This window comes from Pseudomonas sp. MWU12-2345 (assembly GCF_023242385.1).
GTDB lineage: Bacteria > Pseudomonadota > Gammaproteobacteria > Pseudomonadales > Pseudomonadaceae > Aquipseudomonas > Aquipseudomonas gingeri_D.
The window spans coordinates 24,820-50,826 of record NZ_JALLJA010000029.1; the positions used below are offsets into that span (position 1 = coordinate 24,820).

Genomic DNA, 26,007 nt, shown 5'->3' on the forward strand with positions numbered 1-26,007 from the left:
TGTCATTTTCAGCAAATTCCCGGCAAGCTCGGTCGAACCTCAATTCACGGAAAGGCGAGGAGGATCCGATGGTGCAATCCTGTTCTATCGAACGTGCGGTCGATGAGGTGCTGGCACGGCTGCCGGCACATATCCACATGGCCAGCCCGTTGGGCCTGGGCAAACCCAACCGGTTTATCAACGCGCTCTACCAGCGCATCAGGCAATTGCCGGAGCGGCGGCTGACGATCTATACGGCCTTGAGTCTCGGTCGCCCATCCCTGGGCGACGGCTTGCAGCGGCGTTTCCTCGAACCCTTTGTCGAACGAGTATTCGGCGACTACCCCGAACTGGATTTCCTCGCCGACCTGCGCCGGGACAGCCTGCCGCCGAATATCCACGTCCAGCAGTTCTTCATGCAGCCCGGCAGCCTGTTGCACAGCACGCAGGCCCAGCAAGACTACGTCAGCAGCAACTACAGCCATGCCGCCCGCGATATCAACGCCGCCGGCCTGAACCTGATCGCGCAACTGGTGGCCGAGGCGCCGGAACATCCCGGGCATCTGAGCCTGAGCTGCAATCCGGACATTACCCTCGACCTGCTGCCGATGATCGCCCGCCGCCGCGCCGCCGGGGAAACCATCCTGGTGCTGGCGCAGGTTCACAGCGATCTGCCGTATATGCCCGGGGATTCCGAACTCAGCCGTGATGCCTTCGACCTGCTGATCGACGAGCCGGAACGCAGCACCCTGTTCTCCACCCCGAATATGCCGGTGGACACCCAGGACCACTTTATCGGCCTGCACGCCAGCACCCTGGTGCGCGATGGTGGCACCTTGCAGATCGGCATCGGCTCCATGGGCGATGCCTTGACCGGTGCCTTGCTGGCCCGTCAGGCGGACAACGAGGGTTACCAGGCCTTGCTGGCGGATATCGACCTGTCCCCCTGGAAAGCGCTGCTCGACAAGGAGGGCGGCATCGAGTCGTTTGCCAAGGGGCTTTACGGTTGCAGCGAGATGTTCGTCAATGGCCTGCTGGTGCTGGTGGACGCGGGTATCGTGCGGCGCAAGGTCTACGCCGACCTTGAGCAGCAACGCCAGGCCAATGCCGGAACCCTCGACAGTGCCCGGCAGACGGGCGGCATTGCGGTGCATGGCGGCTTCTTTCTCGGCCCGCGCAGTTTTTATCAGCGCCTGCACGAGCTGTCCCGGGACAAGCTGGGCGAGTTCAACATGACCGCCATCAGCTATATCAACGAGCTGTTTGGCCAGGAAGAACTCAAGCGCCTGCAGCGTCTCGACGCACGCTTTATCAACAGCGCCTTCACCATGACGTTGTTGGGCGCGGGGGTGGCGGATCAGCTCGAAGACGGTCGAGTGCTCAGCGGTGTCGGCGGGCAGTACAACTTCGTGGCTCAGGGGCATGCGCTGGAGGGCGCGCGCTCGATCCTGATCCTGCGCAGCTGGCGCGAGTCGGGCGGCGAGGTCAGTTCGAACATCGTCTGGGAGTATGGGCATTGCACCATCCCCCGGCATCTGCGGGATATCGTGGTGACCGAGTACGGCATTGCCGATCTACGCGGCAAGACCGACGTCCAGGTCATCGAGGCGTTGCTGAATATCGCCGATTCGCGCTTTCAGTCGGAGCTGATCGAGCAGGCGCAAAAAGTCGGCAAGCTGCCGGGGAATTTCCGTCTCGATTCGCGGTTTGCCGATAACAGCCCGCAACGTTTGCAGGCGATTCGCGCGCGTCACCCGCAGTTGTTCCCGGAGTATCCGCTGGGCTGTGATTTCAGCGTGGAGGAGCGGGATCTGCTGCGGGCGCTGAACTGGCTCAAGAGCAAATTCAAGCTCACCGAGGCACTTGAGTTGGGCAAGGCGACGTTCGACGCGCCCGAGCCGTCGGCGTTTCCGGCACATCTGGAGCGCATGGGGCTGGCGCAGCCCCAGGGCCTGCGTGACGAGTTGTACCAGCGCCTGTTGCTGGCGGGACTGCAGGCCACTGCCGGCTAGCGGACAAGGCCTTGGCGCAGGGCGCATGCCTCAGTTGTAGGTGACGTCCACCGTCGCCAGGCTTTCCAGCTTGCCTTCGCTGACCGCGCCGGACTTCCAGTAGGCCGCCCCCAGTGGCAGCACCGCCTGGCCGCCGCTCGGCGTCAGGGTGCGGGTATTGTCGTTGCCGTCGGCGCGGATGGTCTGTCGCACGCCCCCCAGCTGCGAGTACAGCCACAGCGCCAGGCCGCTGACATCGCCGGTGTTGGCGAAGCGGGCGCCATCCGAGGAGGCCGGCGTGCCATGGAACGTGAAGGTGACGCTGGTGATATCGGCGTCGCAGCGGACGCTCAGCTCGAAGGGCTTGTGGCCTGCGGAGTCGACGCCCGCGAAGTCATCGATCTTGACCGGTGGCAGGGATATGGCGCGTTCGATGTCATCGGCAATCAGGTTGCAGGTGCCGCCCTCGACAGTGCCTTCGAAGCGCAGATTGCCCGGGTTCAGGGTTTCCGTGGCCGAAGCCGGGGCGATGGTCGCGAGCGCCAGCGCCAGGGGTATCAGGTAGGTCTTCATCGGGTGTTGTCCGTTCTGGCGGGCCGACGGAAGGTGGCGGCCTGGTAAGGCTTGTGGCGTCAGTTATAGGTAATGGTCACGGAGGCCGTGGTGATCAGCGTGCCTTTGGAGACGCCGAAGAGGACGGTCTTTATGTAGTGCGCGCCCATGGGCAGTACCGCACGGCCGGCGGTTGTTGAAATGGTTCGCGAGCGAGCGGTAGGGTTGCCGTTGGCAGGGAAGTTGTAGGCAGTTCCCCCGATGCGCGATTGAATCACGGTAGCGATGCCGCGGGCGGTGCCGGTATTGGCGAAGCGTTCAGGCGCTAAGGCGTCCGATGTGCCGTTAAAGGTGAAGGTGACACTTCTGATATCCGAGTCGCAGTTGGCGGTCAGGTCGAATGTCTTGAGCCCGGCCCAAGTGGCGCTATCGAAATCGCTGACCTTGACCGGAGGCAGCTCGATCAAGCGGCTGACATCGCCGGTGGCCAGGTGGCAGGTGCCACCCTGGATCTCACCTGTGAACCGCAGACTGCCGGTCTGGACAGCTTGAGCCGTGCCGGTGATCGTTGCAGCGGCAACCAGTAGGGGCAATACGAAAAGAGGTTTTTTCATTACAGGTATCCTTGTCAGGTAAAGCGTTGATTGACGCATTGCATTCGACGAGCGCTGCCGCGAGCGGTCTGTTGGCTCAGTTGTAGGTGATGTTGACGGTGACGGTGCTCACCAGCGTGCCTTTGGTCAGGGTGCCGGTGGTCTTGTGGTACTCCGCGCCCATGCGCAGCACGGCCCGGTTGCCTGAAACCGCGACGGTGCGAGTACTGTTGTTGCTTACCGTCTGGCCCGGTGTATGCAGCCATAGCGCAACACCGCGAGCCGAACCGGTGCTATTGGCAAAGAGCGCGGAGTTTCCGGGATCCGGCGTGCCGGTGAATCTGAAGGTGACGTTCGAGGCATTGCTGCAGTTGGCGGTCAGGTCGAAACTCTTGGTGCCGATCGAGATGCCGGTGAAGTTCGAGATCCGCACGGGGTCCAGTGCGATCACGCGGCTGACGTCGCCAGCGGCGAGGTCACAGGTGGCGGTGGGGGTGACGAAGCTGACGGGGTTGTTCAGTAGAACCGTGTGGATGGTGCGCCCATCCCAGCTGTTCACCATGAGGTTAGCGCCGGGGACCGTACCGTTTGATACGTTCCCTATTTTGTAGAACTGGGCCTCCATCGTCACGATGGTGTGTTCAAAGCTTGTATAGGTCAGTGAAGTCGAGCTGCTGTGGAGGGGCAGCAAGTAGGGGGTCCCTCCCCTGAGCGTCGCATAGACCCGTATGCCAATCCCTGGAACATTGGTTCGATAGACACCTCCCACACCAGGAAGCGTCACCGAATCGGCGGTTGTATATCGCCCGGTTGTTTGCTGCATGATGGGAGGGCTGCAGGTGCTGACGCCGCTGGGGTATGTACCACCAAAGGAGGCTCTTGCTATCAGGGCTCCCACTGCCAGGCTTGACGGCACGCTGATGGTGGCTGGAAAAGTCGCGCCGTTGCGCGGGTTGTTTGGGTAATAGTTGCACGCCGCTTGAGCCGCCACCGGCAGTGAAAGGATCAGCAATGCGCAAACTGACTGGAGGGGGCGTTTCATTTTCTTTCTCGCGTGAAGTAGGGGCTGGAATCTGTCGGCAGGGGCGTTTGCGGAGCAGGTATGGGCGACCATGATCAAGCCTCATCCGCAGCGGTATCCGACGGACCCGACCGAGGCGTATCGGTCATGGCGGCCCGGCATTCACCATCCATCTGACGTAAACCGTTCGAGTCGGCGAGCGTGCCCAGGTCATAGGTGATCCGGCAGACGTCCGTGCTGGCCGAGCCCCACTTGACCGTCAGTTGGCCGCTATCGCGCGGTACCCGGACAAACGCCTTGCTGCTCTGCCCGACCACGCCTGTGCTGACGCCGCTTTCATCGAACACATCGGCACCGAAGGGCAACGGGCTGCCATCCTCGCGCAGGGCATTGATGATCAAGGCCCGCCCGCTGCTGGTCTCGTACTTCATCACCACCACGGAACCGGCCCGGGGCGCGACGTTGTGCGAGGCGGACTTGAGCTCCACGTCGTGGGACATGTCCCTGGGGTCCAGCTCGACCACGTTCTGGCGGTACGACGTGAGGTGTGGCACCACCGCGTAGCCGTTATCGTCCACCTGCGCGTTATTGCCGCCGACCCAGGCGCCCTTGGCTCCGGGCGCGTTGACCAGGCCGAAGGTGTCGCCCAGTTCCGGGGTCAGGCCGTCGGCATGGGCCACCAGTCCGCCGGACAGGCCCAGGGATTGCGAGTGGTAGCCGTTGCCCTGGCTGTAGCTGGTGGAGGCCTGGGCGTAGCGGCTGCGGTACTGCAGGTCGGCGTTGAAACTGTTGCCGATGCCATTGTCGGCGTGGCTGGCCGAAGCGCCGTAGTTGATCTCGTTGCGTTCGCCCCAGGTGCCGCTGAGGCCAGTGCGGATGCTGTTTTGCCGGTCGCCGTGGGTCAGCGTGCTCGACAGGTTGGGCGCACGGTTCGAGTAGCCCAGCGGCAGGCTGACGGTGAGGTCGATCTGGTTGCTGCTGCGCTCGGTCAGCAGGTCGCGGGTGCGCTGGGCACTAAGGGTGTAGTTCAGGCGTTGCCAGTTGCTGCTGTAGCCGGCGCTGAAGCTCAGGCTGCCGCCCTTGCGGTTCCAGTAGTTCTGCGACGAGCCGGTAAGGAACAGTGAACCCCGCTCCAGGCTCTGGTTGATGCTGATATCCAGGCGTTCGCGTACCCGGCTGATATTGTCCAGGTTGCCGCCGTCGCGGGCCAGTTCGCGCAGTCGCGCGGTATCCCGCGCGGTGAGGAAACCGTCGGTGGAGTAACGGAAGGCCCCGAGGGCGAAGTTGGTCCCGGTGTCGGCGAAGTTCTTGTTGTAGCGGGCCTGCAGACTCTGGCCCCGGCGCTTGCCATTCCCCGGCAGCTCGGCATGGGAGGTGGTCAGATCCAGCGAAATCGCTCCCACCGGGGTGTTGAGGGCGGTGCCGAGGATTTGCGAGTTATAGCCTTCCGAGGCCAGGGCCCCGGCATAGCCGGTCAGCAGGTTGTTGAGGCCGTACTGGAAAGTGCCCTGGCTCAGCCAGGGATTGCTGTTGACGCCGAGCTCGGCCATTTCGCCCACGCTCAACGAGTAGCGGCTGTAACCCGGTCGGAGCAGTTTCACATCGGAAGCGAAAGGCACGATGAATTGCCGCTGGCGCCCGTCAGCCTCGGTGACGGTGACTTCCAGGTCGCCGCCGTAGCCGGTGGGGAACAGGTCATCGAGCACGAACGGCCCGGGGGCCACCGTGGTTTCGTCGAGCAGGATGCCGCGCTGGCGTACGCTGACCCGGGCGTTGGTCTCGGCCACGCCACGGACGATGGGCGCATAGCCGGTCTGCGAGTCGGGCAGCATGCGATCGTCGGTGGCCAGGCTGGCGCCGCGCATGCGCAGGCTGTCGAACAACTCGCCGGTGGTGTAGATCTCGCCGGTCATGAATTGCGATTGCAGCCCGGGCAGTTCCCGTTGCACATAGGTGGCGCTGCTCTGGTAGCTGCTGCCGGCATCGTTGCTGCTGTAGGCGCCGTTGTGCCGCAGGTGCCAACCCTCCAGATTGAGACCGGTGTTCAGCCGCAGGGAGTTGGAGAACGATGAGCGGCCCTGGTTGTTGTTCATGAAGCCGTTGGCGTCGTAGCGGACGAACGCCGCGTTCACGCCGGTGTCCCAGTGCTCGGGACTGACATAACCGCGCGCCTTGCGTGACAGGTAGATCTGCGGGACTTGCAGGTCCAGGCGGCTTTCGCCGGCATCGAAGCGGGCGCTGGCGCCGGGTAGATAGGTACTGATATCGCCGCAGGCCGGTGTACTCGGTAACGGCGGCGGAACGGTTTCGCCAGCGTCGGCGGCCTTTTGTGCCACCCCGTCGAGGTCGATCCCGAGCCTGATCAGCAGGGCGCGATCCAGGCACAGCTGCGCGTTTTTCTGGCCCTCGACACCGGCGAAAGTCAGTTCGTCGCGGCCGATCCAGCCGCCGTTGACGCTGATATCGGCACGATAATGTCCCGGCAGGACCACATTGCCTTCGTTGAAGCGCGAGATGTCGATCTGCCCGCCACCTCCCGGAAAGAAGGCCGGGTTGAACTCCACCTGCTCGACCTCGTCGGCGGCCAGGACGCTGCCGGCGGCCAGCAGCAGGAGGCTGTGAATGACGTGGGCCAGGCGGCTGCGCGCAGGGTGCGATCCGCCGGCTACAGGTTGTGTCTTCGATCTCATCACTAACGTTCCAAACCTTGTGTATTGCCGGATTCGGGCAAGCCGTTCCCTGCCGTCGCGCGTTGTGGATCGCGACGGGGCCGGAGGTGTCGTTACGGGTGGGCGTTCGAGGGACGCCGGTTTTGGATTCAGCCCGTCAAAGCATGACCTGGGCCTTGTGCGTGTGGCGGGCGCCGTAGTCGTCGATGACCTGGAATTCGACCTGGGCGCCGGCACTCGGCGTCGACTTCAGGCTGGGCAGGGGGAAACGGTTGCTGGCCTGCGGATTGACCATGTTCGCGACTGCCGTCTCACCGACCGGCTTGGCATGGCGTTGGCCCGCCGCCAGCAGCTCCACCGAATCGAAGTTCAGGTGGTAGGGCGTCGGGTTATGCACTTCCAGGACCGGCCCCTGTTCGGTTTTCACCAGCGTCCAGCGCAGTTTTTCGGTGGCCTGTACCGCCTCGTACGGCAGGTCCTGGGGTCGAAAGAACACCTTGATGCGGGTCTTGAACGCCAGTTGCAGCTGGTTGCTCTGCTCCGAATCTGGGGCCTTGGGCGGGACTTCCAGCATGTTCAGCCAGAACAGGCTCTCGCGATCCTTGGGCAGCGGTTCACCGGTGTAGGTCAGGCGCACGACCTGCTGCTTGTCCGGCTCCATCCGAAAGATCGGTGGCGTGGCGACAAACGGAACCTTGGCCCGTTCCGGCGTCACCTCCTCATCGCCGCTGTCCAGCCAGACCTGCACCAGCGCCGGTTTCTGGTTCTTGTTCTCGAACCTTATGCTCATCTCCTTCTGGTTCGCCGGATACACCACGCGGGTGCCGGTGATAACGACGCTGGCCTGCACCGTGAAGCAGGTGATCAACGTCAGGGTCGCCAGGACGAGCCGGGCGGCGAGGCGAGTGAAACGGGCGGTGTGCTGGGATCTGAGGGTGTTCATGGGCAATCGTCGGTCCGGTTCAAGAGGGGATGTCGGCGGTATGGCTGACCCGTGCGCCGAAATCGCTGATGGCGCTGAACTCGACCTTCAGTGCTCCCGGGGGCGGGGTCCGCAGGGCGGGCAGGGCGAAGCGCTTGATATCGCCGGCCGGCAGCAACAGGCTGTCGTTGGCCTCCTTGTTCGGGGCTTTCGGATAACGTTCGTTGCCACCTTTGCCCACCAGTTCGACCGAGCCCAGGGAGACGTGATAAGGCGTCGGGTTGACGACTTCCAGGGCGTGACCGCCTTCGTGGCGCACCAGCTTCCAGCTCAGCTTCGGTGCTGCGGCGGCCTTCGAATAGGGCAGCCCCTCGGGTCGGAAGAACACCCGCAGACGGGAACGAAACGACAGCTCCAGCAGGTTCTTGTCCTTGGCGTCGGCTGCGGTCGGCTGCACTTCCAGCACATTCAGCCAGAACAGGCTTTCGCGGTCCGTGGGCAACGGCTCGCCGGTATAACGCAGGCGCGGGGCCTGCTGCTTTTTCGGTTCGATGCGCAGCATCGGCGGTAGCGCGGTGAAGGGTGCCTTCGCGGTTGCGGGTGTCGCACGTTTGTCGCCGTCGTCGAGCCAGAGCTGGACCAGGGCGGGGCGTTCGCCCTTGTTCTCCAGTCGGACCACGACTTCCTGTTGTTCGGCGGGATAGATCACGCGCGCGCCATGGATGATCACGGCGGCAAACGAGGACGTAGCGTGCAGCGATGCCGTCAGAAGGGCACAGATGACCATGCCCGAACGAGTCAGGTTGTTCATTGGCGAAGCTCTCGTGTTGAAGGCTGGACCCACGACAGGGCGCAGGTCCATTGGATGATGCTTAGTCGGCGTACTCGACCATGAAGCCGACCCGGGTGGCGACCTCGCCTTCGCCCGCGGCGCCGGTGGCGTAGTACTGGGCGGCCAGGGGAATGAGTGCCTGGTTGTTGGCGATGACCACGCCTTCGGATTTTTCGCTGTAGACGTGGATCGGTGTGCCGTCGCGCTTGGTCACCTCGACCTGGACGTTGCTGGCGGCGTTCGCGGTTGCATCGATGTTCAGGCGGCCGGTGGCGACATCGATCGCCGGGCTGCTCGGATCGAATGCGACCATGGCGGTGCGGCCGTTGGTACAGGCCGTTTCGCCTGGAGCGCCCACGCGAATCGTGAAGCCGGTGAGGTTCCGACGATCGCCGGCGTTTGTCAGGAGAGAGGCGGGCACACCACCCAGGTCGACGTTCTTGACCACGGTACCGCCGCCTGGCGCTTCGCCTTCAATGGTGCAGGTCACGTCGGTCACCAAGCCGTTGAAGTTGATGATGCCGTCGTTGGCTGCGGAAGCCGGCAGGGCGATCAGGGCGGCGAGGGCAAGGGAAACGGCGGCAGAGACTTGAGAGATTTTCATCGGATTACCTTGAATGGTTTCAGTTGATGTCTCTTCCGACAGGCTGGCAGGGAAGGTACTAGCCTGTCGGATGAGGGTTATCACTCTCGTGCAAACCAAACTTCCGACATATCGAGATAACTCGAACCCTGGCAGTTTCGTGATTTCTCGAATGGTTTGTCGTTTGTGCTCCCGGTGCTGGCTGCTATAAGTCTGAAAGTTCTGTAGGTCTTAGCCGGGCCCCTCCCGTTGCCGGCCTGGCTCTATCGTTCAGGAGGTCTGATCCAAGATGAGTAGCGTATTTCCTGGTCCCCGCACCGTCATGCTGCTGGATGACCATGAGGTGATAAGGGTGGGCACGGCCTTGTGGTTATCCAAGGAGTCCGATCTTGAGATCATCGGTTCCTTTTCCACGAGTGGGGAACTGTTCGCCGCGTTGGCCCAGCGACGGCCCGATGTCGTGGTCGTCGATTTCATGCTCGGTCCGCTGGAGATCGATGGCGTCAACCTGATCCGCGCGCTGCGGGTACGTTATCCCGAGTGTCGGACCCTGGTGCTGTCGGCGCAATATACGCCGGCGACGGTGTCGCTGGCGCTGCAGGCGGGAAGCTGGGGCTTCTTCGGCAAGTCCCAGCGCCTGGACGAACTGGCGGCCGCCATCCGTACCGTGGCCCGCGGCAAGATCTACCTGCACCCGGCCATGGCCCGGGAGGTGGGGGTGTCGGAGGCGGCGTTGTGCAAGGTGTCGGTCGCCGCCGAGCGCACGTGCGGCTGTGCGCACGATGAGATTCTTTCGCCGCGGGAGCGGGAAGTGTTGCGCTGCTTCCTGGATGGCATGTCGGTGAACGGGATTGCCGCCAAGTTCTCCCGCAGCGCCAATACCATCAGCACGCAGAAACAGTCGGCCTACCGCAAGCTGGGGATCAAGACCGACAGCGAACTGTTCAAGTTATCCGGTTCGCTGCGGGACTCGAGCGCGATAGGCCTCTGATTTCCGGGCTCGGCTCAGAGAAAGCTGACGACCCCACCGGCCAGGGACTTGACCCGGGCCAGGGATTCCACGCGATAACCCTGGGCATCCAGCTCGGCGCGGCCGCCCTGGAAGGATTTCTCGATGACGATGCCCAGGCCGGCCACGGTCGCGCCGGCCTGCTTGATGATCGAGATCAGCGCCTGGGACGCTTTGCCGTTGGCCAGGAAGTCGTCGATGATCAGCACGCGATCGCTGCTGGTCAGATGGCGCGGGGAAATCGCCACGGTGTTTTCCACCTGCTTGGTGAAGGAATACACCGTTGCCGACAGCAGGTTTTCCGTCAGGGTCAGGGACTGGTGCTTGCGGGCGAAAATCACCGGCACGCCGAGGTTCAGCCCGGTCATGATCGCCGGGGCAATCCCCGAGGCCTCGATGGTGACGATCTTGGTAATGCCCGAGTCGGCGAACAGCGCGGCGAATTCGTCACCGATCAGTTTCATCAACTGCGGGTCGATCTGGTGGTTCAGGAAGGCGTCGACCTTCAGGACCTGATCGGAAAGCACGATGCCTTCTTCGCGAATTTTCTTGTGCAGTGCTTCCACGGAACGTCCTCGAATAGCGCTTTTGCGCTGAAGATAGATTAAAAAATGCTCAATTCTAGCGCTTTAACATCGCGCGTATATCCGCCAACGCCGAATTGCCGCGTACGGCTTTCACTTCGGTCGGCGTGTCGTCGTTGCCTTCCCAGGCCAGGTCGTCCGGTGGCAACTCATCGAGGAAACGGCTCGGCGCGCAGTCGATGACCTCGCCGTACTGCTTGCGCTTGGCGGCAAAGGTGAAGGCCAGGGTCTGACGGGCACGGGTAATGCCGACGTAGGCCAGGCGCCGTTCTTCCTCGATGGTATCGGCTTCGATACTGGAGCGATGTGGGAGAATTTCCTCCTCCATGCCCATGATGAACACGTAGGGGAACTCCAGCCCCTTGGACGCATGCAGGGTCATCATCTGCACGCCCTCGGCGCCGTCCTCTTCTTCCTGCTGGCGCTCGAGCATGTCCCGCAGCACCAGCTTGCCGATGGCATCCTCGACGGTCATATCGCCGTCTTCGTCTTTTTCCAGTGTGTTCTTCAGCGCTTCGATCAGGAACCAGACGTTGCCCATCCGGTAGTCCGCGGCCTTGTCGCTGGAGCTGTTGGTGCGCAGCCAGTTTTCGTAGTCGATGTCCATGACCATGCTGCGCAGCGCGGCAATCGGGTCTTCGCCGGCGCACTGCTCGCGCACCCGGTCCATAAAGCGCTTGAAGCGCGCCAGGCGGTCGGTGAAGCGGCTGTCCAGGTGTTCGCCCAGGCCGATTTCGTCGGTGGCGGCGTACATCGAGATCTTGCGTTCGGTGGCGTAGTTGCCGAGTTTTTCCAGGGTGGTCGAACCGATCTCCCGGCGCGGAACGTTGATCACCCGCAGGAAGGCGTTGTCGTCATCCGGGTTCACGATCAGGCGGAAGTAGGCCATCAGGTCCTTGACTTCCTGGCGGCCGAAAAAGCTGTTGCCCCCCGACAGGCGATAGGGAATCTGGTGGTGTTGCAGCTTCAGCTCGATCAGCTTGGCCTGGTAGTTGCCCCGGTAGAGGATGGCGAAATCGCTATAGGGCCGGTCGGTGCGCAGGTGCAGGCTGAGGATTTCCATGGCCACGCGTTCGGCCTCGGCGTCCTCGTTGCGGCAACGGATCACGCGGATCTCGTCGCCGTGGCCCATTTCGCTCCACAACTGCTTTTCGAATTCGTGGGGGTTGTTCGAGATCAGCACGTTGGCGCAGCGCAGGATACGGCTGGTGGAGCGGTAGTTCTGCTCCAGCATCACCACTTTCAGGGACGGGTAGTCGTCCTTGAGCAGCATCAGGTTTTCCGGCCGCGCGCCGCGCCAGGCGTAGATCGACTGGTCGTCGTCGCCGACCACGGTGAACTGGTTGCGCGTGCCGATGAGCATTTTCACCAGCAGGTACTGGCTGGCGTTGGTGTCCTGGTATTCATCCACCAGCAGGTAGCGGACCTTGTTCTGCCACTTTTCGAGGATGTCGGCATGTTCCTCGAACAGCTTCACCGGCAGCAGGATCAGGTCGTCGAAGTCCACCGCGTTGAACGCCTTGAGCGTGCGCTGGTAGTGGGTGTAGACGATGGCCGCGGTCTGCTCCTTGGGGTTGCGCGCATTCTCCAGGGCCTGGGGCGGCAGGATCAGGTCGTTTTTCCAGGAGCCGATCATGTTCTTGATCTCGTCGACGCCGTCGTCGCCCGAGTATTCCTTCTGCATGATGTCGGTCATCAGGGCCTTGACGTCGGCCTCGTCGAAGATCGAGAAACCCGGCTTGTAGCCCAGCCGCGCATGCTCCTTGCGGATGATGTTCAGCCCCAGGTTGTGGAAGGTCGACACCGTCAGGCCACGGCCTTCGCCGCCCTTGAGCAGGGTGCCGACACGTTCCTTCATTTCCCGCGCGGCCTTGTTGGTGAAGGTCATGGCGACGATGTACTGGGCGCGGATGCCGCAGTTCTGGATCAGATGGGCGATCTTGCGGGTGATCACGCTGGTCTTGCCGGAGCCGGCGCCGGCGAGCACCAAAAGAGGGCCGCCGACGTAGTTCACGGCTTCTTGCTGCCGGGGATTGAGTCGGGACATGACGGAGTCAGGAGTCTGTTGCGAAAAGGGCGGGCATTTTAACAGGCTGGAGGGATTCTGCCGCGACTCTCCGACACTGTGACGTGCCGCGCTATCTAAATTTGCCGGTTTTGTTACTTTCACGCAGGATGCGCGGCGTAATTACAGCTATTGTTCACCTTTGTGCTACACAGCAAAGCACTTGATAATCATTCGTATTTAGAGTCGCCCTGAAGCGTGTCGCAATGTTGATCGTCAACGTTATTTGCAGAGTCTAGGGAGTCAGCTTGTCTACGCCTGTGGAACCCTTGCGTTTGCTGCTACTGGCCGATGAGCCGGAGTGGGCGGCCTTGTTGCGCGAGTGTCTGGCTCCGTTGGGAGATTCGGCCGTGCTGATCCATGCGCCGTCCTGGGAGGTGGTCAGCCGCCTGTTCGAGGCTGACCGCACGGCACTGTTGTTGACGGTGCCGAACCTGCAGCCGGCGCCGGGACGCTGTCACCTGCCGACCATCCTGTTGCTGGACGAAGAACCCTTGATCGCGCCGTTGGGCGTCAGTGACTGGCTGGTTCGCCAGGGCCTCGATGCGCCGACCTTGCGCCGCTGCCTGCGTCATGTGCGGGAACGGGGCGTGCTGGAAAACACCTTGCAACGCCTGGCCGAGCAGGATCCGCTGACCGGTATCGCCAATCGCCAGGGGTTCCAGACCCTGCTGGCGGCGCGGTTGGCCGAGAATGAGGGGCGCGGCCTGGCCCTCGGGCACCTGGACCTGGACAATTTCCGCCATGCCAACGACGCCCTGGGTCACCAGGCCGGCGACCGGCTGATCCTGCAGGTGGTCGCGCGGCTCAAGAGCCAGCTCGAGGCCGGTGACCAGCTGGCGCGCCTGGGCAGCGATGAATTCGCCCTGCTGATCGACACCCGTCGCGCGCCCCAACGGGCCGGGAGGGTGGCCGAACGGATTGTCGAGGCCATGGCCGAACCTTACTGGGTCGACGGCGAGAGCCTGCTGATCGGTTGCAGCCTGGGCATCGCCCATACCCGTGCCAACGCCGGGGCCGACCCGTTGATGTGGCATGCGCATATCGCCATGCAGCAGGCCAAGAGCACCCAGGGCTGCACCTTTCATATCTTCAATGAACGGATCAATCGCAACGCCCGCAGCCTCGCCGACCTGGAAAGCGAACTGCGCCGGGCCCTGCGCCGCGATGAACTGGAATTGCACTACCAGCCGCGCCTCGATCTGGGCAGCGGCAAGATCGTCGGGCTCGAAGCCCTGGTACGCTGGCGCCATGGCGAGCGCGGGTTGCTGCCGCCCAGCGAGTTCGTGCCCCTGGCCGAACAAAGCGGCCTGATCGTGCCGTTGGGCTACTGGGTGATTTCCCGGGCGCTGCGGGATATGCAGGCCCTGCGCGAGCGTGGCCTGGCGCCGTTGCACATGGCGGTCAACCTGTCATTCCGGCAGTTCCAGGACAGCCAGTTGCTGCCGACCTTGAGCCGGTTGATTAGCGAGCGCGGTGTCGAGGCGCAATGGCTGGAATTTGAACTCACCGAAACCGCGGTGATGCGTCGCAGCGACCTGGTCAAGCAGACCATGGATGCCCTGAGGCGGCTGGGGGTGCGTTTTTCCCTGGACGACTTCGGCACCGGGTTTTCTTCCTTTGTGCACCTCAACAGCCTGCCGATTGCCTTGCTCAAGGTGGACATGAGTTTTGTCGGCGGCATGGAGCAGCGCGAAGAAAACCGCAAGCTGGTGCATGCCATGGTCAACCTGGCCCACAACCTTCATCTGGAAGTGGTGGCCGAAGGGGTGGAAACGCCAGGGCAACTGGCTTTGCTGCGTGAGTTCGGCTGTGACCAGGTCCAGGGTTACCTGATCAGCAAGCCGTTGCCGCTGGCTGAACTGGTGGAATACCTGACCTTTGACGCCGCCCAGCCGGCGGTGCAGGAAGTGGTTTGACGCCGCTGGAGGCAGCCTGTCGACTCAGGCTGCATCCATGACGCCAGGCTGTGGGCTTTGCGCCGTATGGCGTCCGAGCATCCGCTTCATCCGCCATTCAAACGCCAGTGTCAGGCTCACCGCCGAGCAGGCCAGGCCCAGCGCCAGGCCCCACCAGACACCGGTCGGTCCGCCGTTGAAGTCGAACGCCAGCAACCACGCCGCCGGAGCGCCGATCAGCCAGTAGCAGGCAAGACCGACGAGGAAGGTGGTCTTGGCGTCTTTCAGGCCCCGGATCGCGCCCATGGCAATGGTCTGGGTGCCGTCGAACAGCTCGAACCAGGCGGCCACCGCCAGCAGCCTGACGGCCAGTTCGATGACCGGTTGGAACGCCGGGTCGTTGCGATCCAGGAACAGCCCGACCAATTGATTCGGTGCCAGCCAGAACAGCGCGGCAAAGGCCAGCATGGCGGCCGCGCCGAAGGCGATACCGACCCGGCCGGCCAGGCGTGCGTCCAGCAATTGCCCGGCGCCATAGTGCAGGCCGATGCGCAGGGTGATGGCGTAGGAAATCCCCGCCGGCACCATAAAGGCCGCCGAAACGATCTGCAGGGCGATCTGGTGCGCCGCCAGTTGCGTGCTGCCCATGGTGCCCATGCACAGCGCGGCAAAGGCGAACAACCCGACTTCCACGGCATAGGTGCCGCCAATCGGCAGGCCCAGGCGCCAGAGCTCGCGCAGATACTGCCAGTTGGGTCGCGACAGGCCCCGCAGCAAAGGGTAGTTGCGGTACGCCGGATGCCGTTTGATATGCCAGGCCAGCGCCAGGGCCATGCAGCTGGCGACCAGCGCGGTGACCAGGCCGATCCCCACCAGGCCCAGCTTGGGCAGGCCGAACATCCCGGTGATCAGGGCGTAGTTGAGGGCAAAGTTGGCCAGGGTCCCGCACAGGCTGATCACCATCACCGGGGTGGCGCGGCCCAGGGCGCTGGTGAAACCGCGCAGGGCCATGAAGCTCAGGTAGCCGGGCAGGGCGAACGGCAGCACGGTCAGGAACTGCGTGGCGGCGTGCACGTTGCTCGGCGTCTGGCCGAACATCAGCAGCACCGGCTTGAGGTTCCACAGCAGCAGGCCGGCGAGCAGGGCCATTGCCCAGGCCAGCCAGAGCCCGGCCTGGGTCAGGCGGGTGGCGCCTTCGATATCGCCGGCGCCCTGGCGAATGGAGACCAGGGTGCCGACCGCCGCGATCACGCCAATGCAGAAAATCGACACGAACGAATAACTCGCCGCCCCCAGGCCGCCGCCGGCCAGGGCCTCGGGGCTGAGCCGGGCCATCATCAGGGTGTCGGTCAGCACCATCAGCATATGCGCCAACTGCGAGGCGATCAGCGGCCCGGATAGCCGCAGGATGGCCCAGAGTTCGGTGCGTGCTGAATGCTTCATGATCATCAGGCTCGACAGGTGCAAGGCAGTGAGGACCGTTGATTCTCAGGGTTCCCGGGCATTTGCACAAAGGGATAAAACCGATTGCTCGCATGATAAAAACTCATGCAAGGCGCTTTCTGCTAGGGTTGGCGCATTGCGTTATCGGAGCGCTTCCCATGTCCCGTCGTCTGCCTCCCTTGTATGCCTTGCGCGCTTTCGAAGCGGCGGCACGCCATAGCTCGTTTACCCGGGCGGCGGAGGAACTGTCGATTACCCAGAGTGCGGTCAGCCGACATATTCGTACGCTCGAAGAGCACTTCGCCTGCCGGCTGTTCCAGCGCAACGGGCGCAATCTGCAACTGACCGAATCCGCGCGTTTGCTGCTGCCGGGTATCCGCGAGGGCTTCGGTGCCCTGGAGCGGGCCTGCAATACCTTGCGCGCCGAAGACGACATCCTGCGCATGAAGGCCCCTTCGACCCTGACCATGCGTTGGCTGCTGGCGCGGCTGAGCCGCTTCCGGCATTTGCAGCAAGGCAATGAGGTGCAGCTCACCAGCGCCTGGATGGATATCGACAGCGTGGACTTCAACCAGGAGCCGTTCGATTGTGCGGTGCTGCTCAGCAACGGCCATTTCCCGCCCGACTGGGAGGCCAGCTACCTGTTTTCCGAGTGGTTGATTCCGGTGGGAGCACCTACGCTGCTCAATGAGCAGCCTTGGGATGCCGAGCGTCTGGCCAGCGTCGAGCTGCTGCACCCGACGCCCGATCGGCGCGACTGGCGCAGTTGGCTGGGGCGCATGGGGCTGTCCGAACGGGTCTCCCTCAAGGGCGGCCAACTGTTCGATACCCTGGAGCTGGGGATGATTGCCGCTGCGCGGGGTTATGGGGTTTCCATGGGCGACTTGCTGATGGTGGCCGAGGATGTAGCCCAGGGGCGTCTGAGTTTGCCGTGGCCGACCGCCGTCGACAGCGGTGAGAAATATTACCTGGTCTGGCCGAAAACCCGACCGGGTGGGGAGCGTCTGCGGCGGCTCAGTGATTTCCTCCAGGGTGAGGTCGCGGCCATGGTCTTGCCCGAAGTCGAGCGTCTGGGCTGATACGCTGTTTTTGGGGGGCCACTGATATCCGCCCAAATGACTCAAGTATTCGTCGGCGCCGCCGAATCTACCGACAGGGAACCGGCGTCAAAAAACGGTTTGCTCATACTTTGTTCATTGGAAATGTTTCCGCGCGGTCTGACAGTCTCCACAGGATTCGCCGCCCGGTCAGGAGCCGTACCATGTCTCGACCCCGTGCTCGAATCGCCTCGCAACTGGGGCTGGCGCTCGCCGTTATCCTGGCGTTGGTGATCAGTGGCAGCACCGTGTTTGCCCTGCGTTCGCTGGATTCCGCCAACCTCGACACCCGTGAAGAGCACCTGGCCAGTGAAGCGCGTTTGCTCGCTGATCAACTGAACACTTTCCACAGCACCCTGCGCGACAGTACCCAGCGCCTGAGTGGGTTGTTCGAAAAGCGTTTCAGCAGTGGCATGAGCGTGCGCCCCGAGCAAATGATCGCCGTGGGCAGCGTGCAAGCTCCGGGCTTGTACCTGGGCAATGAACTGCTGAACAACAACTTTACCGAGGTGGATGCGTTCAAACAGATGTCCGCGGGTGTCGCGACCCTGTTCGTGCGCAGTGGAGAGGACTTCGTCCGGGTCAGCACTTCCCTGACCAAGCAGGACGGCAGTCGCGCCATCGGCACCTTGCTCGATCACCAGCATCCGGCCTACCAGCGTTTGCTGGCGGGCCAGGCGTACGTCGGGCGGGCGCTGCTGTTCGACCGATCCTACATGACCCAGTACACACCGGTACGCGATGCCGGCGGCAAGGTGATTGCGGTATTGTTCGTCGGTTTCGACTACACCGATGCGCAGAATGCGCAGTTCGACAACCTCAAGCGCTTTCGTATCGGCACGGCCGGCTCCCTGGCCTTGCTCGATGAGCAGAAGCATTGGCTGGTGCCGCCAGCCGGGGTGACGGACCCTGCACAGGCGATCCCGGTGATTGTCGATCTGGTCCGGCAACCGGGCCACGGGCGCTTCTGGAGTGACAAGAACGAGGACTTCTACAGCGTCGCGGCGACCTTTGACGGCGGGCCGTGGACCGTGGTGGCGAGCATGCCCAAGGCCGAGATCCGCGCCGTGACCTGGAGCGTCGGCATTCAACTGGTGATCGGCAGCCTGCTGGCGATGCTGCTGGCGGTCGGCGCGGCGATCTGGCTGTTGCGCAGCAAGTTGCGGCCCCTGGGCGATCTGGTACGCCAGGCGCAAGCCCTGGGGGCGGGGGATTTGAGTGTACGGTTGAACGTGTCCAGCCATGACGAGATCGGCCAGTTGGCCGAGAGTTTCAACCAGATGGGGCAGGCGTTGTCCTCCATGGTCGAGCACATTCGCAAGGCGGCTGCCGAGGTCAGCGCGCGTGCCCATGTGCTCACCGGTTTGTCTGGCGGAGCCTATGAAGGGATCGAACAGCAATCCGGCGAGATCAGCAGCATGGCCGGTGCCGTGGAGCAGTTCAGTGCCACCTCGCTGAATATCGCCGACAACATGGGCAATACCGAGCGGCTGGCCCAGGAAAATGCCCGGCAGACACGAATCGGTCGCACCGCCATGGAGGAGGCTTCGGCCTCCCTGGAGCAGATCGCCGGCTCCCTCGGTGGCACGGCAGAGGTGATCAACGCCCTGGGGCAACGTTCCGAGGAAATCGGCGGGATTGTCGGGGTGATTACCTCGATTGCCGACCAGACCAACCTGCTGGCGCTGAACGCGGCTATCGAAGCGGCCCGTGCCGGCGAGCAAGGTCGCGGCTTTGCCGTGGTGGCCGATGAGGTGCGCAGCCTGGCGGGGCGTACCCGTGAAGCCACCGACCAGATTTCCGGAATGATCCAGAGCATCCAGCAACAGACCGGCCACGCCATCAGCACCATGGAAGAGGGCAATCGGCTGATGCAGGAAGGCCTGTCACGCAATGCCAATGTGGCGTCGGCCCTGGCGCAGATCGACGAGCAGAGCCGGTCGGCCGGGCAGCAGTTCGCCGTCATCACCAGTGCAACGCAGGAGCAGAGCAACACCGCGACCCAGCTCAGCGGCAACCTGCAGGGTATTGCCCTGGCCAATAGCGAGCAGCGCGAAGTCGTCTCCAACCTGGCGCTCACGGCCCGGGAGCTGGAGACCCTGGCTACGGAGCTGCGCCAGGAAGTGGATCAGTTTCGCTGAGGCGGCGCCTCGTCACAGGCGCTGAAATACGGGTGGTAGTACATGCGCTCATCGAGCTGACGGGAATTTTTCTGGTCGACTTGCTGAATCGTTTCATCAGCGCTATAAAAGTCGGACAATTCCAACAAGGACCGCCCATGACTTCCCTCCGCTTGCTCTTCGGTGTCACCGCCCTGACCGCTGCTTCCCACGCCATGGCCTGGGACTACGTGCTGCTCGACAGCGACACGCCCGCGCAGAACCGGCAGATCACCAGCCAACAACTGGGGATCAAGACCGACAAACCTTTTTCCGTGACGATGCGCACCTTGCATGGCGGCCGCCAGGAAGGGGTCAGCATCGTCGATATCGACAACGGCACGATGAAACTCTCGGTGGTCCCGACGCGGGGCATGAACGTCCTGCACGCGTCCGTGGGCAATGTGCGCCTGGGCTGGGACTCGCCGGTCAAGGAAGTGGTCAACCCGGCCTTTATCGAGCTCAACGGCCGTGGCGGCCTGGGCTGGCTGGAGGGCTTCAACGAGTTGGTGGTGCGTTGCGGCTATGAGTGGGTCGGGCATCCGGGGCTCGATAACGGTGAACTGCTCACCTTGCACGGGCGGGCGGCGAATATTCCGGCCAGCAAGGTCACGTTGCATATCGATGAAAAGCCGCCTTATGCCATTCGTTTGCAAGGCGAGCTGAAGGAGCAGGCGTTCAAGAAGGTCGACTTCTCGGTGGTTACCGAACTGTTGACGGTGCCGGGCAGCGTGAGTTTTGCGCTCAACGACACGCTGACCAACAACGGCGATTATCCGAAGGAATACCAGGCGCTGTACCACAGCAACTTCAGCACTCCGTTCCTGGAGCAGGGCGCGCGCTTCGTGGCGCCGGTGAAGCAGGTCTCGCCGTTCAACGACAAGGCCAAGGGCGACCTGCCGGACTGGCAGACCTATCGCGCGCCGACCAAGGACTATGACGAGACCGTCTACAACGTCGTGCCGTATGCCGATGCCAAGGGCGACACCTTGGCGGTGTTGCACAACAAGGCCGGCAGTCTCGGGGTTTCGCTCGGGTTCAATACCCAACAGTTGCCGGTGTTCTCCCTGTGGAAAAACACCGATACCCAGGGGCAGGGTTATGTCACCGGGCTGGAGCCGGGAACCAGCTTCTCCTATAACCGCCATTACCAGCGCCCGCTGGGCTTGGTGCCGACCATCGAGGCCGGGCAGAAACGCCAGTTCCAGATCAGCTACAGTCTGCTGGCGGACAAGGCGGCTGTGGATAAGGCGGTGCAGCGGGTGACGCAGATTCAGGACGGGCGCAAGACGGAGGTGCGGGGCACGCCGTTGGTGGATTTGAGCAAGGAATAACCCGGTTGGGATGGGCTGGCCGATAACGCAATGTTTCGGCTTGGCCTTGTTCAAGCGATCTCTTGTCTATTGGGACGCTGGCCGATACTGGAGTGCTTCGGCCAAGTGTCCGCGCTCGATATTTTCCACCTGCTCCAGGTCCGCCAAAGTGCGCGCTACCTTGAGCAGCCGATGGGCTGCCCGCAGAGAAAGCGTCAGTCGTTCGCACGCTGTCTCCAGCCATTTTTCATCGCCTGTGGATAACTTGCAGTGCACGCGCAATGCCGGTAAATCGAGAAACGCGTTGGCGCATCCCTGGCGCTGTTGCTGACGTTGTCGAGCTTCGGCGACTCTGGCGGCGGCCTGCGCGGTGTTGTCACCGTCTTGCCGGCTGGGGCTGAGCGCCGTGGCTTCGCGAGCCACGGTCAGGTGCAGGTCGATGCGATCCAGCAGCGGGCCGGAGAGTTTGTTGCTGTAGCGCTGGATCTGTTCCGGGGTGCAGCGGCAACGTCCACTGGGATCGCCAAGATATCCACAGGGGCAGGGATTCATCGCCGCCACCAGCTGGAAGCGTGCCGGGAAGCGCACCCGGTCGCGGGCGCGGGAAATCACGATATGGCCGGACTCCAACGGTTCGCGCAAGACCTCCAATACCCGGCGGTCGAATTCCGGCAGTTCATCGAGAAACAGCACGCCGTGATGGGCCAGGGTGATTTCACCGGGCTGTGGCCGCGATCCTCCACCCACCAGCGCGGGTCCCGAGGCCGAGTGATGCGGTTGGCGAAAAGGCCGCTGGGGCCAACAGCTCAACGGCACATGGCTGGCGACCGATTGGATGGCCGCGACTTCCAAGGCTTCCTGTTCGTCCAGCGGCGGTAGCAATCCGGGGAGGCGGCTGGCGAGCAGGGTCTTGCCGGTGCCGGGTGGGCCGCTGAACAGCAGGTTATGCGCCCCGGCGGCGGCGATCAGCAGGGCGCGTTTGGCGGCGAGTTGGCCTTGCACTTCGCTCAGATCCGGGTAGGGCTTGCTCAAGTGCAGCAGGCCGTTGGATTCGAAGGGTTTGATCGGCGCATGTCCATTGAGATGGGCCACCAGTTGCAGCAGATGGTCGACGGCAATCACCGTCAGCCCGGAGGCCAGCGAGGCCTCCTCGGCGTTGGCTTGTGGCACCACCAGCGTACGTCCGGCGGCGCGAGCGGCCAGTGCCGCCGGCAGCACGCCTTGCACCGGGCGAATGGCGCCGGACAAGGCCAGTTCGCCCAGGCATTCCAGGTTGTCCAGTGTCAGGGCGGGCACCTGCACGCTGGCGGCCAGGATACCGAGGGCAATTGCCAGGTCGAAGCGTCCTCCGTCCTTGGGCAGATCCGCCGGAGCGAGGTTCAGGGTAATGCGTCGTGCCGGAAAATCGAGGGCCGAATTGAGAATCGCGCTGCGGACCCGGTCCTTGCTTTCCTTCACGGCGGTTTCGGGCAGCCCGACCAGCGTCAGCATCGGCAAGCCGTTGGCCAGATGGGTTTCGACGGTGACGGCGGGGGCTTCCACGCCCACCTGGGCGCGACTGTGGACGATGGCCAGGGACATGTTCTTTCCTTGAACGCGAAGGGGCCGCTTCCTGCGGTTCTGGAAGATTAGTTGAGCGGGGGAGGGGCTTGGGGGCTTTTATGTGTCCAGACGATTCGATGTCTGTTCGTGGGGGGCGGGAAGCAGGGTTAGCATCGGCCAGCGAGGTCGTCAGAAACGAGTAGGCCCCGCATAGCGGGGCCATATATACCTAGGTTCTTCACCGTTTCAGTAACCCGGGAGTGGAATGGCCAGGGCTGCGAAGAAATTGTATTGGAATCTTTTTTCTCTTGGTAGTGATGGCAACAGCGGGCCGGCGCTCACTGCGCTTGATACGTAGTTCCCAAGGGGGGGCTCAACTACGTACGAAGACCATAAGTGGGGCGTAATCGCCGGCATCGGCGTCACGGAGGGACCGGATATAGCGATCACGGACCTCATTGGTTGAAACCAGATTCCCATTACCCCAGGAGAAATCAAGGCAACCGCACTGCCTGAGAAGAGCATCGGTCATGTAACGAGCATGGCGGCCATTTCCGTTTGGGAAGGGGTGTATCGACACGAGCTGGTGATGAAAACGAGCCGCTATCTCATCAGGTGTGAAGGTCTTGTTCTCTACCCAGTACGCCACATTGCCTAGAAGCTGATTCAGCTTGATCGAGATCTGTATCGGATCGCAGCCGATATTTTTTTCAGTTCTGCGGAATGTGCCAGCCCAGTTCCATGTGTCACTGAACATTTTCTTGTGAAGGTCGCGGCAGAAGTGTTCGTTAAGCACATCAAGCTTTTTCTGGCGATTCAGCCACTGCCTGGCCTTGAGCAGGTTTTCCGCTTCCCACTCGTCAAGCTCGCCCTGGGTACTGATGTGTTTTGGCTTGATACCTGCGGCTTCGTCATGGTCGAGAGGGGTTTGCCCGGGTTTCAGTTCGAGTTCTACCGCCATAGTCGAGCCCACGCTCCTGCCAGCAGTTCCTGGCGTCGTTCAGTTACCTTGCGTTCGATGAATGAGTCGGACGGGCGCTGGTCTTCAAGGGCCATCATGTGCGAAACCCCCATGACCTCTTTCCGGGCCAACGATTCTGCGCGCTCTTCGACCATGTCATGCAAAGGCTTCTTCGGTATCAGTGCATAGACCAGCTCGCAGTCCAGCCCGTTGGCCAGTTTTCTCAGTTGACCGAGGGTAATTCGGTCATCTGCCTCCGATTGCTCGGATTTTTGAAGCGTGGCGGGCGCCACGCCGAGCAGAGCAGCCTGACTGCGTACAGTTCTGCCCAGGGATTCTCGAATCGAGCGCAGCCAGCCACCACGAGGGGTAGTTTTCCCTTTGAGGGTTACGAAGGGCTCGAGAGCCCGTTCCACCTGAGCCAGACGCAGGTTGCTGAGTGAGGAATTACGCATGAGATCTCCTTTTTGACAGCCTATAAGCTGTCAAAATAGGCATTTATGTATGCCTATAGGCTAACAATTTATCATTTTTGTTAGCCTGTAGGCTAACAAAATAATGTTTTTGATAGCCCATAGGCATACAAAAATAAAGATTTTGTATGCGTATAGGCATACATTTTTATGATTTATGTATGCCTATAGGCTAACAATTTTGACAATGGCTTGGGTGTGAAAGCTGGTGCCGGTGGCTCTGTGCAGTCCTGCGGCGCATCGAGGAGACCCCAGAGCCCCAACCTTACGACAACGATGGAAGTAGGCGTGACGTTCGTTTCCACCACGGCGCGTTTCGCGTGCTACGTGGCTGTTCTCCCTCCGGCAGCATATGGGGAACATCTTGCCGTCTGGTCCACGGCTGATTTATTTGCGCCGATCTACCGGACATCGAGTGGCACCGCCTGTTCCGGCTCGCCTGTATCGCTTTCGAACAGCCGGGCCAGCTCCAGGCGGGCTTCCTGCGCGGTCTGCCTGATCTTCGAGGTGTCGTCGCGTACCAGCCGTTGGGCGGCCAGCACCTGTTCATCATGTGCCATGAACTGCTGGATCCGGTGCTCGGCCTGGGTTGGGGAGATACCGAGTCCTTCCAGGGTGCGGCGGGTCATCTCCAGACTCGAATAAAAGGTCTCTCGCACGGGCTCGGCACCGGCATCGAGCAGTTGGTGTACGTGCTGTCGATTGCGGGCCCGGGCCAGGACTTTGACCTGTGGATACAGGCGCTGCACCGCTTGCGCGGTCTTCACGGCTTTCTCCGGGTCGTCCAGGGCGACGATGAAATATTCGGCCTCGCCGACCTTGGCGGCACTCAGGATTTCCGGGCGCAGGGGGTCGCCATAGAACACCGGCGCGTGCTCGAAGCTGCGGGTCATCTCGATGGTATCGATCGAGGTGTCCAGCGCGACGAAGGGAATGTCCTGCGCATGCAGGATCCGCGCAATGATCTGGCCGACGCGACCCATGCCGGCGATGACCACTCGCGGCCCTTCGCTCTGGATCGCCTTGAGACTTTCCGGCACCTCCCTGGTCGGCTGTGGACGCGTCTTCAGCCCTCGCGCGCAGGCCAGCAGCAGCGGAGTGACGGCCATCGACAGGGTGATGGTCATGATCAGGGTATCGTAGGTGCGGGCATCGAACAGCCCCAGGTTCTGGCCAAGCTTGAATACCACAAAGGCGAACTCCCCGCCGGCGGCCAGTACCAGGCCCAGGCGCAGTGCCGCGATGCGCGACAGACCACCGGCCATGCGTGCGACGAACATCAGCAAGGGCAGCTTGAGGGCGATCAGCAGGAGGGTCAGGCCGACGATCAGGCCGGGATTCTCGAACAGCAGCGCCAGGTTGGCGCCCATGCCCACGCTCATGAAGAACAAGCCCAGCAGCAGACCCTTGAATGGCTCGATCTGTGACTCCAGCTCATGGCGATATTCCGAGTCGGCCAGCAGCAGGCCCGCAAGGAATGCCCCCAGCGCCATCGACACTCCCGCCAGTTCCATCAGCCAGGCGGTACCGAGCACCACCAGCAGTGCGGTGGCGGTGGCGACTTCCGGCAGGCCGGTGCGAGCCACGGCGCGGAATAACGGGCGCAGCAGGTAGCGACCCCCCACCACCACTACGGCGATGCTGCCGAGCACCTTCAGCCCGTGGGCCAGGACGCTTTCGCCGGTGGCCTGCGCGCCGGTGACCGCCAACAGTGGTACCAGGGCGATGAGGGGGATGGCGGCGATGTCCTGGAACAGTAGGATGGCGAAGGCGAGCCGACCATGGGGGCTGTTCAATTGGCGGCTCTCGGCGAGGCTCTGCAATCCCAGTGCCGTCGATGACAGTGCCAGGCCCAAGCCGAGGATGACCGCCGCCTGGAGGGTCTGGCCGAAGGCGACGATGGCCAGCGTGCCGATCACCAATCCGGTGAGCAGCACCTGGGCCAGCCCGACGCCGAACACCGCCTTGCGCATCAGCCAGAGGCGCTTGGGCGATAGCTCCAGGCCAATGATGAACAGCAGGAATACCACCCCCATCTCGGAGAAGCTCGCGACGTTTTCCGCGTTGCCCAGCAATTTCAGCGCCTGTGGGCCGATGAGTACGCCAGCCAGCAAGTACCCGAGCACGGCACCGAGTTGAAGGCGCTTGGCCAGGGGAACGATGATGACGGCGGCCATCAGGAGAATGACCGAGGCCTGCAGCAGGCTGCCTTCATGTGGCATGGGAGAGCTCCCTTGATTCTGGAAGATACAATGCAAGCCCGCCAGCATGCAGCCTGGCGGGCAAATTGTCGGAAGAATCAGCTCAGGGTGCGCTGCGGT

Annotated in this window: 20 protein-coding genes and 1 pseudogene; 6 read left to right on the forward strand and 15 right to left on the reverse strand. The window is 62.6% G+C overall.

Translation table 11 applies throughout. The features are described 5' to 3' along the window. The first annotated feature begins 68 nt into the window (after positions 1–68). Entirely contained in the window at positions 69–1,991 is a 1,923-nt protein-coding gene (locus tag M5C71_RS32200) for an acetyl-CoA hydrolase/transferase C-terminal domain-containing protein (RefSeq protein WP_248769589.1), read from the forward strand. Between the two features lie 30 nt (positions 1,992–2,021). Here M5C71_RS32200 and M5C71_RS32205 read toward each other — a convergent pair whose 3' ends face one another. The 7 genes from M5C71_RS32205 to M5C71_RS32235 form a co-directional block, all read right to left on the reverse strand. Further along, complete coding sequence (locus M5C71_RS32205) at positions 2,022–2,543, reverse strand: fimbrial protein (protein WP_248769590.1); 522 nt, start codon at positions 2,541–2,543, stop codon at positions 2,022–2,024. A gap of 59 nt (positions 2,544–2,602) precedes the next feature. After that, the gene (locus M5C71_RS32210) at positions 2,603–3,136 is read right to left on the reverse strand and encodes a fimbrial protein (RefSeq protein ID WP_248769591.1); all 534 of its coding nucleotides are present in this window, start codon (positions 3,134–3,136) and stop codon (positions 2,603–2,605) included. 76 nt (positions 3,137–3,212) lie between these two features. Further along, positions 3,213–4,157: a fimbrial protein gene (locus M5C71_RS32215; protein WP_177100806.1), complete on the reverse strand. Its 945-nt coding sequence runs from the start codon at positions 4,155–4,157 to the stop codon at positions 3,213–3,215. 74 nt (positions 4,158–4,231) lie between these two features. After that, a complete protein-coding gene (locus tag M5C71_RS32220) occupies positions 4,232–6,826 on the reverse strand; it encodes a fimbria/pilus outer membrane usher protein (RefSeq protein WP_248769592.1) in 2,595 nt (864 codons plus the stop codon). 136 nt (positions 6,827–6,962) lie between these two features. After that, on the reverse strand, positions 6,963–7,748 hold the full coding sequence (locus tag M5C71_RS32225) for a fimbria/pilus periplasmic chaperone (protein WP_248769593.1): 786 nt from the start codon (positions 7,746–7,748) through the stop codon (positions 6,963–6,965). A 19-nt stretch (positions 7,749–7,767) separates the two neighbouring features. Continuing rightward, the gene (locus M5C71_RS32230) at positions 7,768–8,538 is read right to left on the reverse strand and encodes a fimbria/pilus periplasmic chaperone (protein WP_103499761.1); all 771 of its coding nucleotides are present in this window, start codon (positions 8,536–8,538) and stop codon (positions 7,768–7,770) included. Positions 8,539–8,599: 61 nt separating this feature from the next. Continuing rightward, a complete protein-coding gene (locus M5C71_RS32235; protein WP_103499760.1) occupies positions 8,600–9,163 on the reverse strand; it encodes a fimbrial protein in 564 nt (187 codons plus the stop codon). Positions 9,164–9,464: 301 nt separating this feature from the next. Between M5C71_RS32235 and M5C71_RS32240 the strand changes: the two genes are divergently transcribed. After that, on the forward strand, positions 9,465–10,133 hold the full coding sequence (locus tag M5C71_RS32240) for a response regulator transcription factor (RefSeq protein WP_152736883.1): 669 nt from the start codon (positions 9,465–9,467) through the stop codon (positions 10,131–10,133). A gap of 14 nt (positions 10,134–10,147) precedes the next feature. On the opposite strand, the gene M5C71_RS32245 is transcribed toward M5C71_RS32240, so the two are convergent. Together M5C71_RS32245 and rep are read right to left on the reverse strand one after the other, a co-directional pair. Further along, positions 10,148–10,717 (reverse strand): xanthine phosphoribosyltransferase, encoded by a 570-nt coding sequence (locus M5C71_RS32245; protein ID WP_103499758.1) that lies wholly within the window; start codon positions 10,715–10,717, stop codon positions 10,148–10,150. Positions 10,718–10,772: 55 nt separating this feature from the next. Further along, positions 10,773–12,782, reverse strand: coding sequence for a DNA helicase Rep (gene rep, locus M5C71_RS32250; protein ID WP_100942151.1), 2,010 nt, complete (start codon positions 12,780–12,782; stop codon positions 10,773–10,775). 266 nt (positions 12,783–13,048) lie between these two features. Here rep and M5C71_RS32255 point away from each other — a divergent pair, with 266 nt between their 5' ends. Further along, positions 13,049–14,719 (forward strand): bifunctional diguanylate cyclase/phosphodiesterase, encoded by a 1,671-nt coding sequence (locus M5C71_RS32255; RefSeq protein WP_248769594.1) that lies wholly within the window; start codon positions 13,049–13,051, stop codon positions 14,717–14,719. Between the two features lie 24 nt (positions 14,720–14,743). Here M5C71_RS32255 and M5C71_RS32260 read toward each other — a convergent pair whose 3' ends face one another. After that, positions 14,744–16,147, reverse strand: a complete 1,404-nt coding sequence (locus M5C71_RS32260; protein WP_152736681.1) for a NorM family multidrug efflux MATE transporter — start codon at positions 16,145–16,147, stop codon at positions 14,744–14,746. Between the two features lie 152 nt (positions 16,148–16,299). On the opposite strand from M5C71_RS32260, the gene M5C71_RS32265 reads away from it, so the two are divergent. The 3 genes from M5C71_RS32265 to M5C71_RS32275 all read left to right on the forward strand — a co-directional run bounded on the left by M5C71_RS32265 (position 16,300) and on the right by M5C71_RS32275 (position 20,731). Beyond that, positions 16,300–17,220, forward strand: a complete 921-nt coding sequence (locus tag M5C71_RS32265; protein WP_103497704.1) for a LysR substrate-binding domain-containing protein — start codon at positions 16,300–16,302, stop codon at positions 17,218–17,220. 182 nt (positions 17,221–17,402) lie between these two features. Next, complete coding sequence (locus M5C71_RS32270; protein WP_152736683.1) at positions 17,403–19,379, forward strand: methyl-accepting chemotaxis protein; 1,977 nt, start codon at positions 17,403–17,405, stop codon at positions 19,377–19,379. A gap of 137 nt (positions 19,380–19,516) precedes the next feature. Beyond that, positions 19,517–20,731: an aldose 1-epimerase family protein gene (locus M5C71_RS32275; protein WP_248769595.1), complete on the forward strand. Its 1,215-nt coding sequence runs from the start codon at positions 19,517–19,519 to the stop codon at positions 20,729–20,731. 66 nt (positions 20,732–20,797) lie between these two features. On the opposite strand, the gene M5C71_RS32280 is transcribed toward M5C71_RS32275, so the two are convergent. The 5 genes and pseudogenes from M5C71_RS32280 to M5C71_RS32300 form a co-directional block, all read right to left on the reverse strand. Further along, positions 20,798–22,291, reverse strand: coding sequence for a YifB family Mg chelatase-like AAA ATPase (locus M5C71_RS32280; RefSeq protein WP_248769596.1), 1,494 nt, complete (start codon positions 22,289–22,291; stop codon positions 20,798–20,800). Positions 22,292–22,625: 334 nt separating this feature from the next. Further along, positions 22,626–23,213, reverse strand: coding sequence for a mobile mystery protein B (locus tag M5C71_RS32285; protein ID WP_248769597.1), 588 nt, complete (start codon positions 23,211–23,213; stop codon positions 22,626–22,628). Then, on the reverse strand, positions 23,204–23,668 hold the full coding sequence (locus M5C71_RS32290; protein WP_103497686.1) for a mobile mystery protein A: 465 nt from the start codon (positions 23,666–23,668) through the stop codon (positions 23,204–23,206). Before M5C71_RS32290 ends, M5C71_RS32285 begins: the two co-directional genes overlap by 10 nt. A 283-nt stretch (positions 23,669–23,951) precedes the next feature. After that, positions 23,952–24,074: pseudogene (locus tag M5C71_RS32295) on the reverse strand (phage antirepressor protein); the annotation flags it as partial. A 13-nt stretch (positions 24,075–24,087) separates the two neighbouring features. Beyond that, complete coding sequence (locus M5C71_RS32300) at positions 24,088–25,908, reverse strand: monovalent cation:proton antiporter-2 (CPA2) family protein (RefSeq protein WP_248769598.1); 1,821 nt, start codon at positions 25,906–25,908, stop codon at positions 24,088–24,090. Positions 25,909–26,007 lie beyond the last annotated feature (99 nt).

Coding starts and splice junctions, on each gene's coding strand:
- M5C71_RS32200 (WP_248769589.1), top strand. CDS start 69: ATGGTGCAATCCTGTTCTATCGAACGTGCGGTCGATGAGGTGCTGGCA.
- M5C71_RS32275 (WP_248769595.1), top strand. CDS start 19,517: ATGACTTCCCTCCGCTTGCTCTTCGGTGTCACCGCCCTGACCGCTGCT.
- M5C71_RS32230 (WP_103499761.1), bottom strand. CDS start 8,538: ATGAACAACCTGACTCGTTCGGGCATGGTCATCTGTGCCCTTCTGACG.
- M5C71_RS32290 (WP_103497686.1), bottom strand. CDS start 23,668: ATGCGTAATTCCTCACTCAGCAACCTGCGTCTGGCTCAGGTGGAACGG.
- M5C71_RS32270 (WP_152736683.1), top strand. CDS start 17,403: ATGTCTCGACCCCGTGCTCGAATCGCCTCGCAACTGGGGCTGGCGCTC.
- M5C71_RS32300 (WP_248769598.1), bottom strand. CDS start 25,908: ATGCCACATGAAGGCAGCCTGCTGCAGGCCTCGGTCATTCTCCTGATG.
- M5C71_RS32280 (WP_248769596.1), bottom strand. CDS start 22,291: ATGTCCCTGGCCATCGTCCACAGTCGCGCCCAGGTGGGCGTGGAAGCC.
- M5C71_RS32210 (WP_248769591.1), bottom strand. CDS start 3,136: ATGAAAAAACCTCTTTTCGTATTGCCCCTACTGGTTGCCGCTGCAACG.
- M5C71_RS32220 (WP_248769592.1), bottom strand. CDS start 6,826: ATGAGATCGAAGACACAACCTGTAGCCGGCGGATCGCACCCTGCGCGC.
- M5C71_RS32285 (WP_248769597.1), bottom strand. CDS start 23,213: ATGGCGGTAGAACTCGAACTGAAACCCGGGCAAACCCCTCTCGACCAT.
- M5C71_RS32260 (WP_152736681.1), bottom strand. CDS start 16,147: ATGATCATGAAGCATTCAGCACGCACCGAACTCTGGGCCATCCTGCGG.
- M5C71_RS32265 (WP_103497704.1), top strand. CDS start 16,300: ATGTCCCGTCGTCTGCCTCCCTTGTATGCCTTGCGCGCTTTCGAAGCG.
- M5C71_RS32205 (WP_248769590.1), bottom strand. CDS start 2,543: ATGAAGACCTACCTGATACCCCTGGCGCTGGCGCTCGCGACCATCGCC.
- M5C71_RS32225 (WP_248769593.1), bottom strand. CDS start 7,748: ATGAACACCCTCAGATCCCAGCACACCGCCCGTTTCACTCGCCTCGCC.
- M5C71_RS32240 (WP_152736883.1), top strand. CDS start 9,465: ATGCTGCTGGATGACCATGAGGTGATAAGGGTGGGCACGGCCTTGTGG.
- M5C71_RS32235 (WP_103499760.1), bottom strand. CDS start 9,163: ATGAAAATCTCTCAAGTCTCTGCCGCCGTTTCCCTTGCCCTCGCCGCC.
- M5C71_RS32215 (WP_177100806.1), bottom strand. CDS start 4,157: ATGAAACGCCCCCTCCAGTCAGTTTGCGCATTGCTGATCCTTTCACTG.
- rep (WP_100942151.1), bottom strand. CDS start 12,782: ATGTCCCGACTCAATCCCCGGCAGCAAGAAGCCGTGAACTACGTCGGC.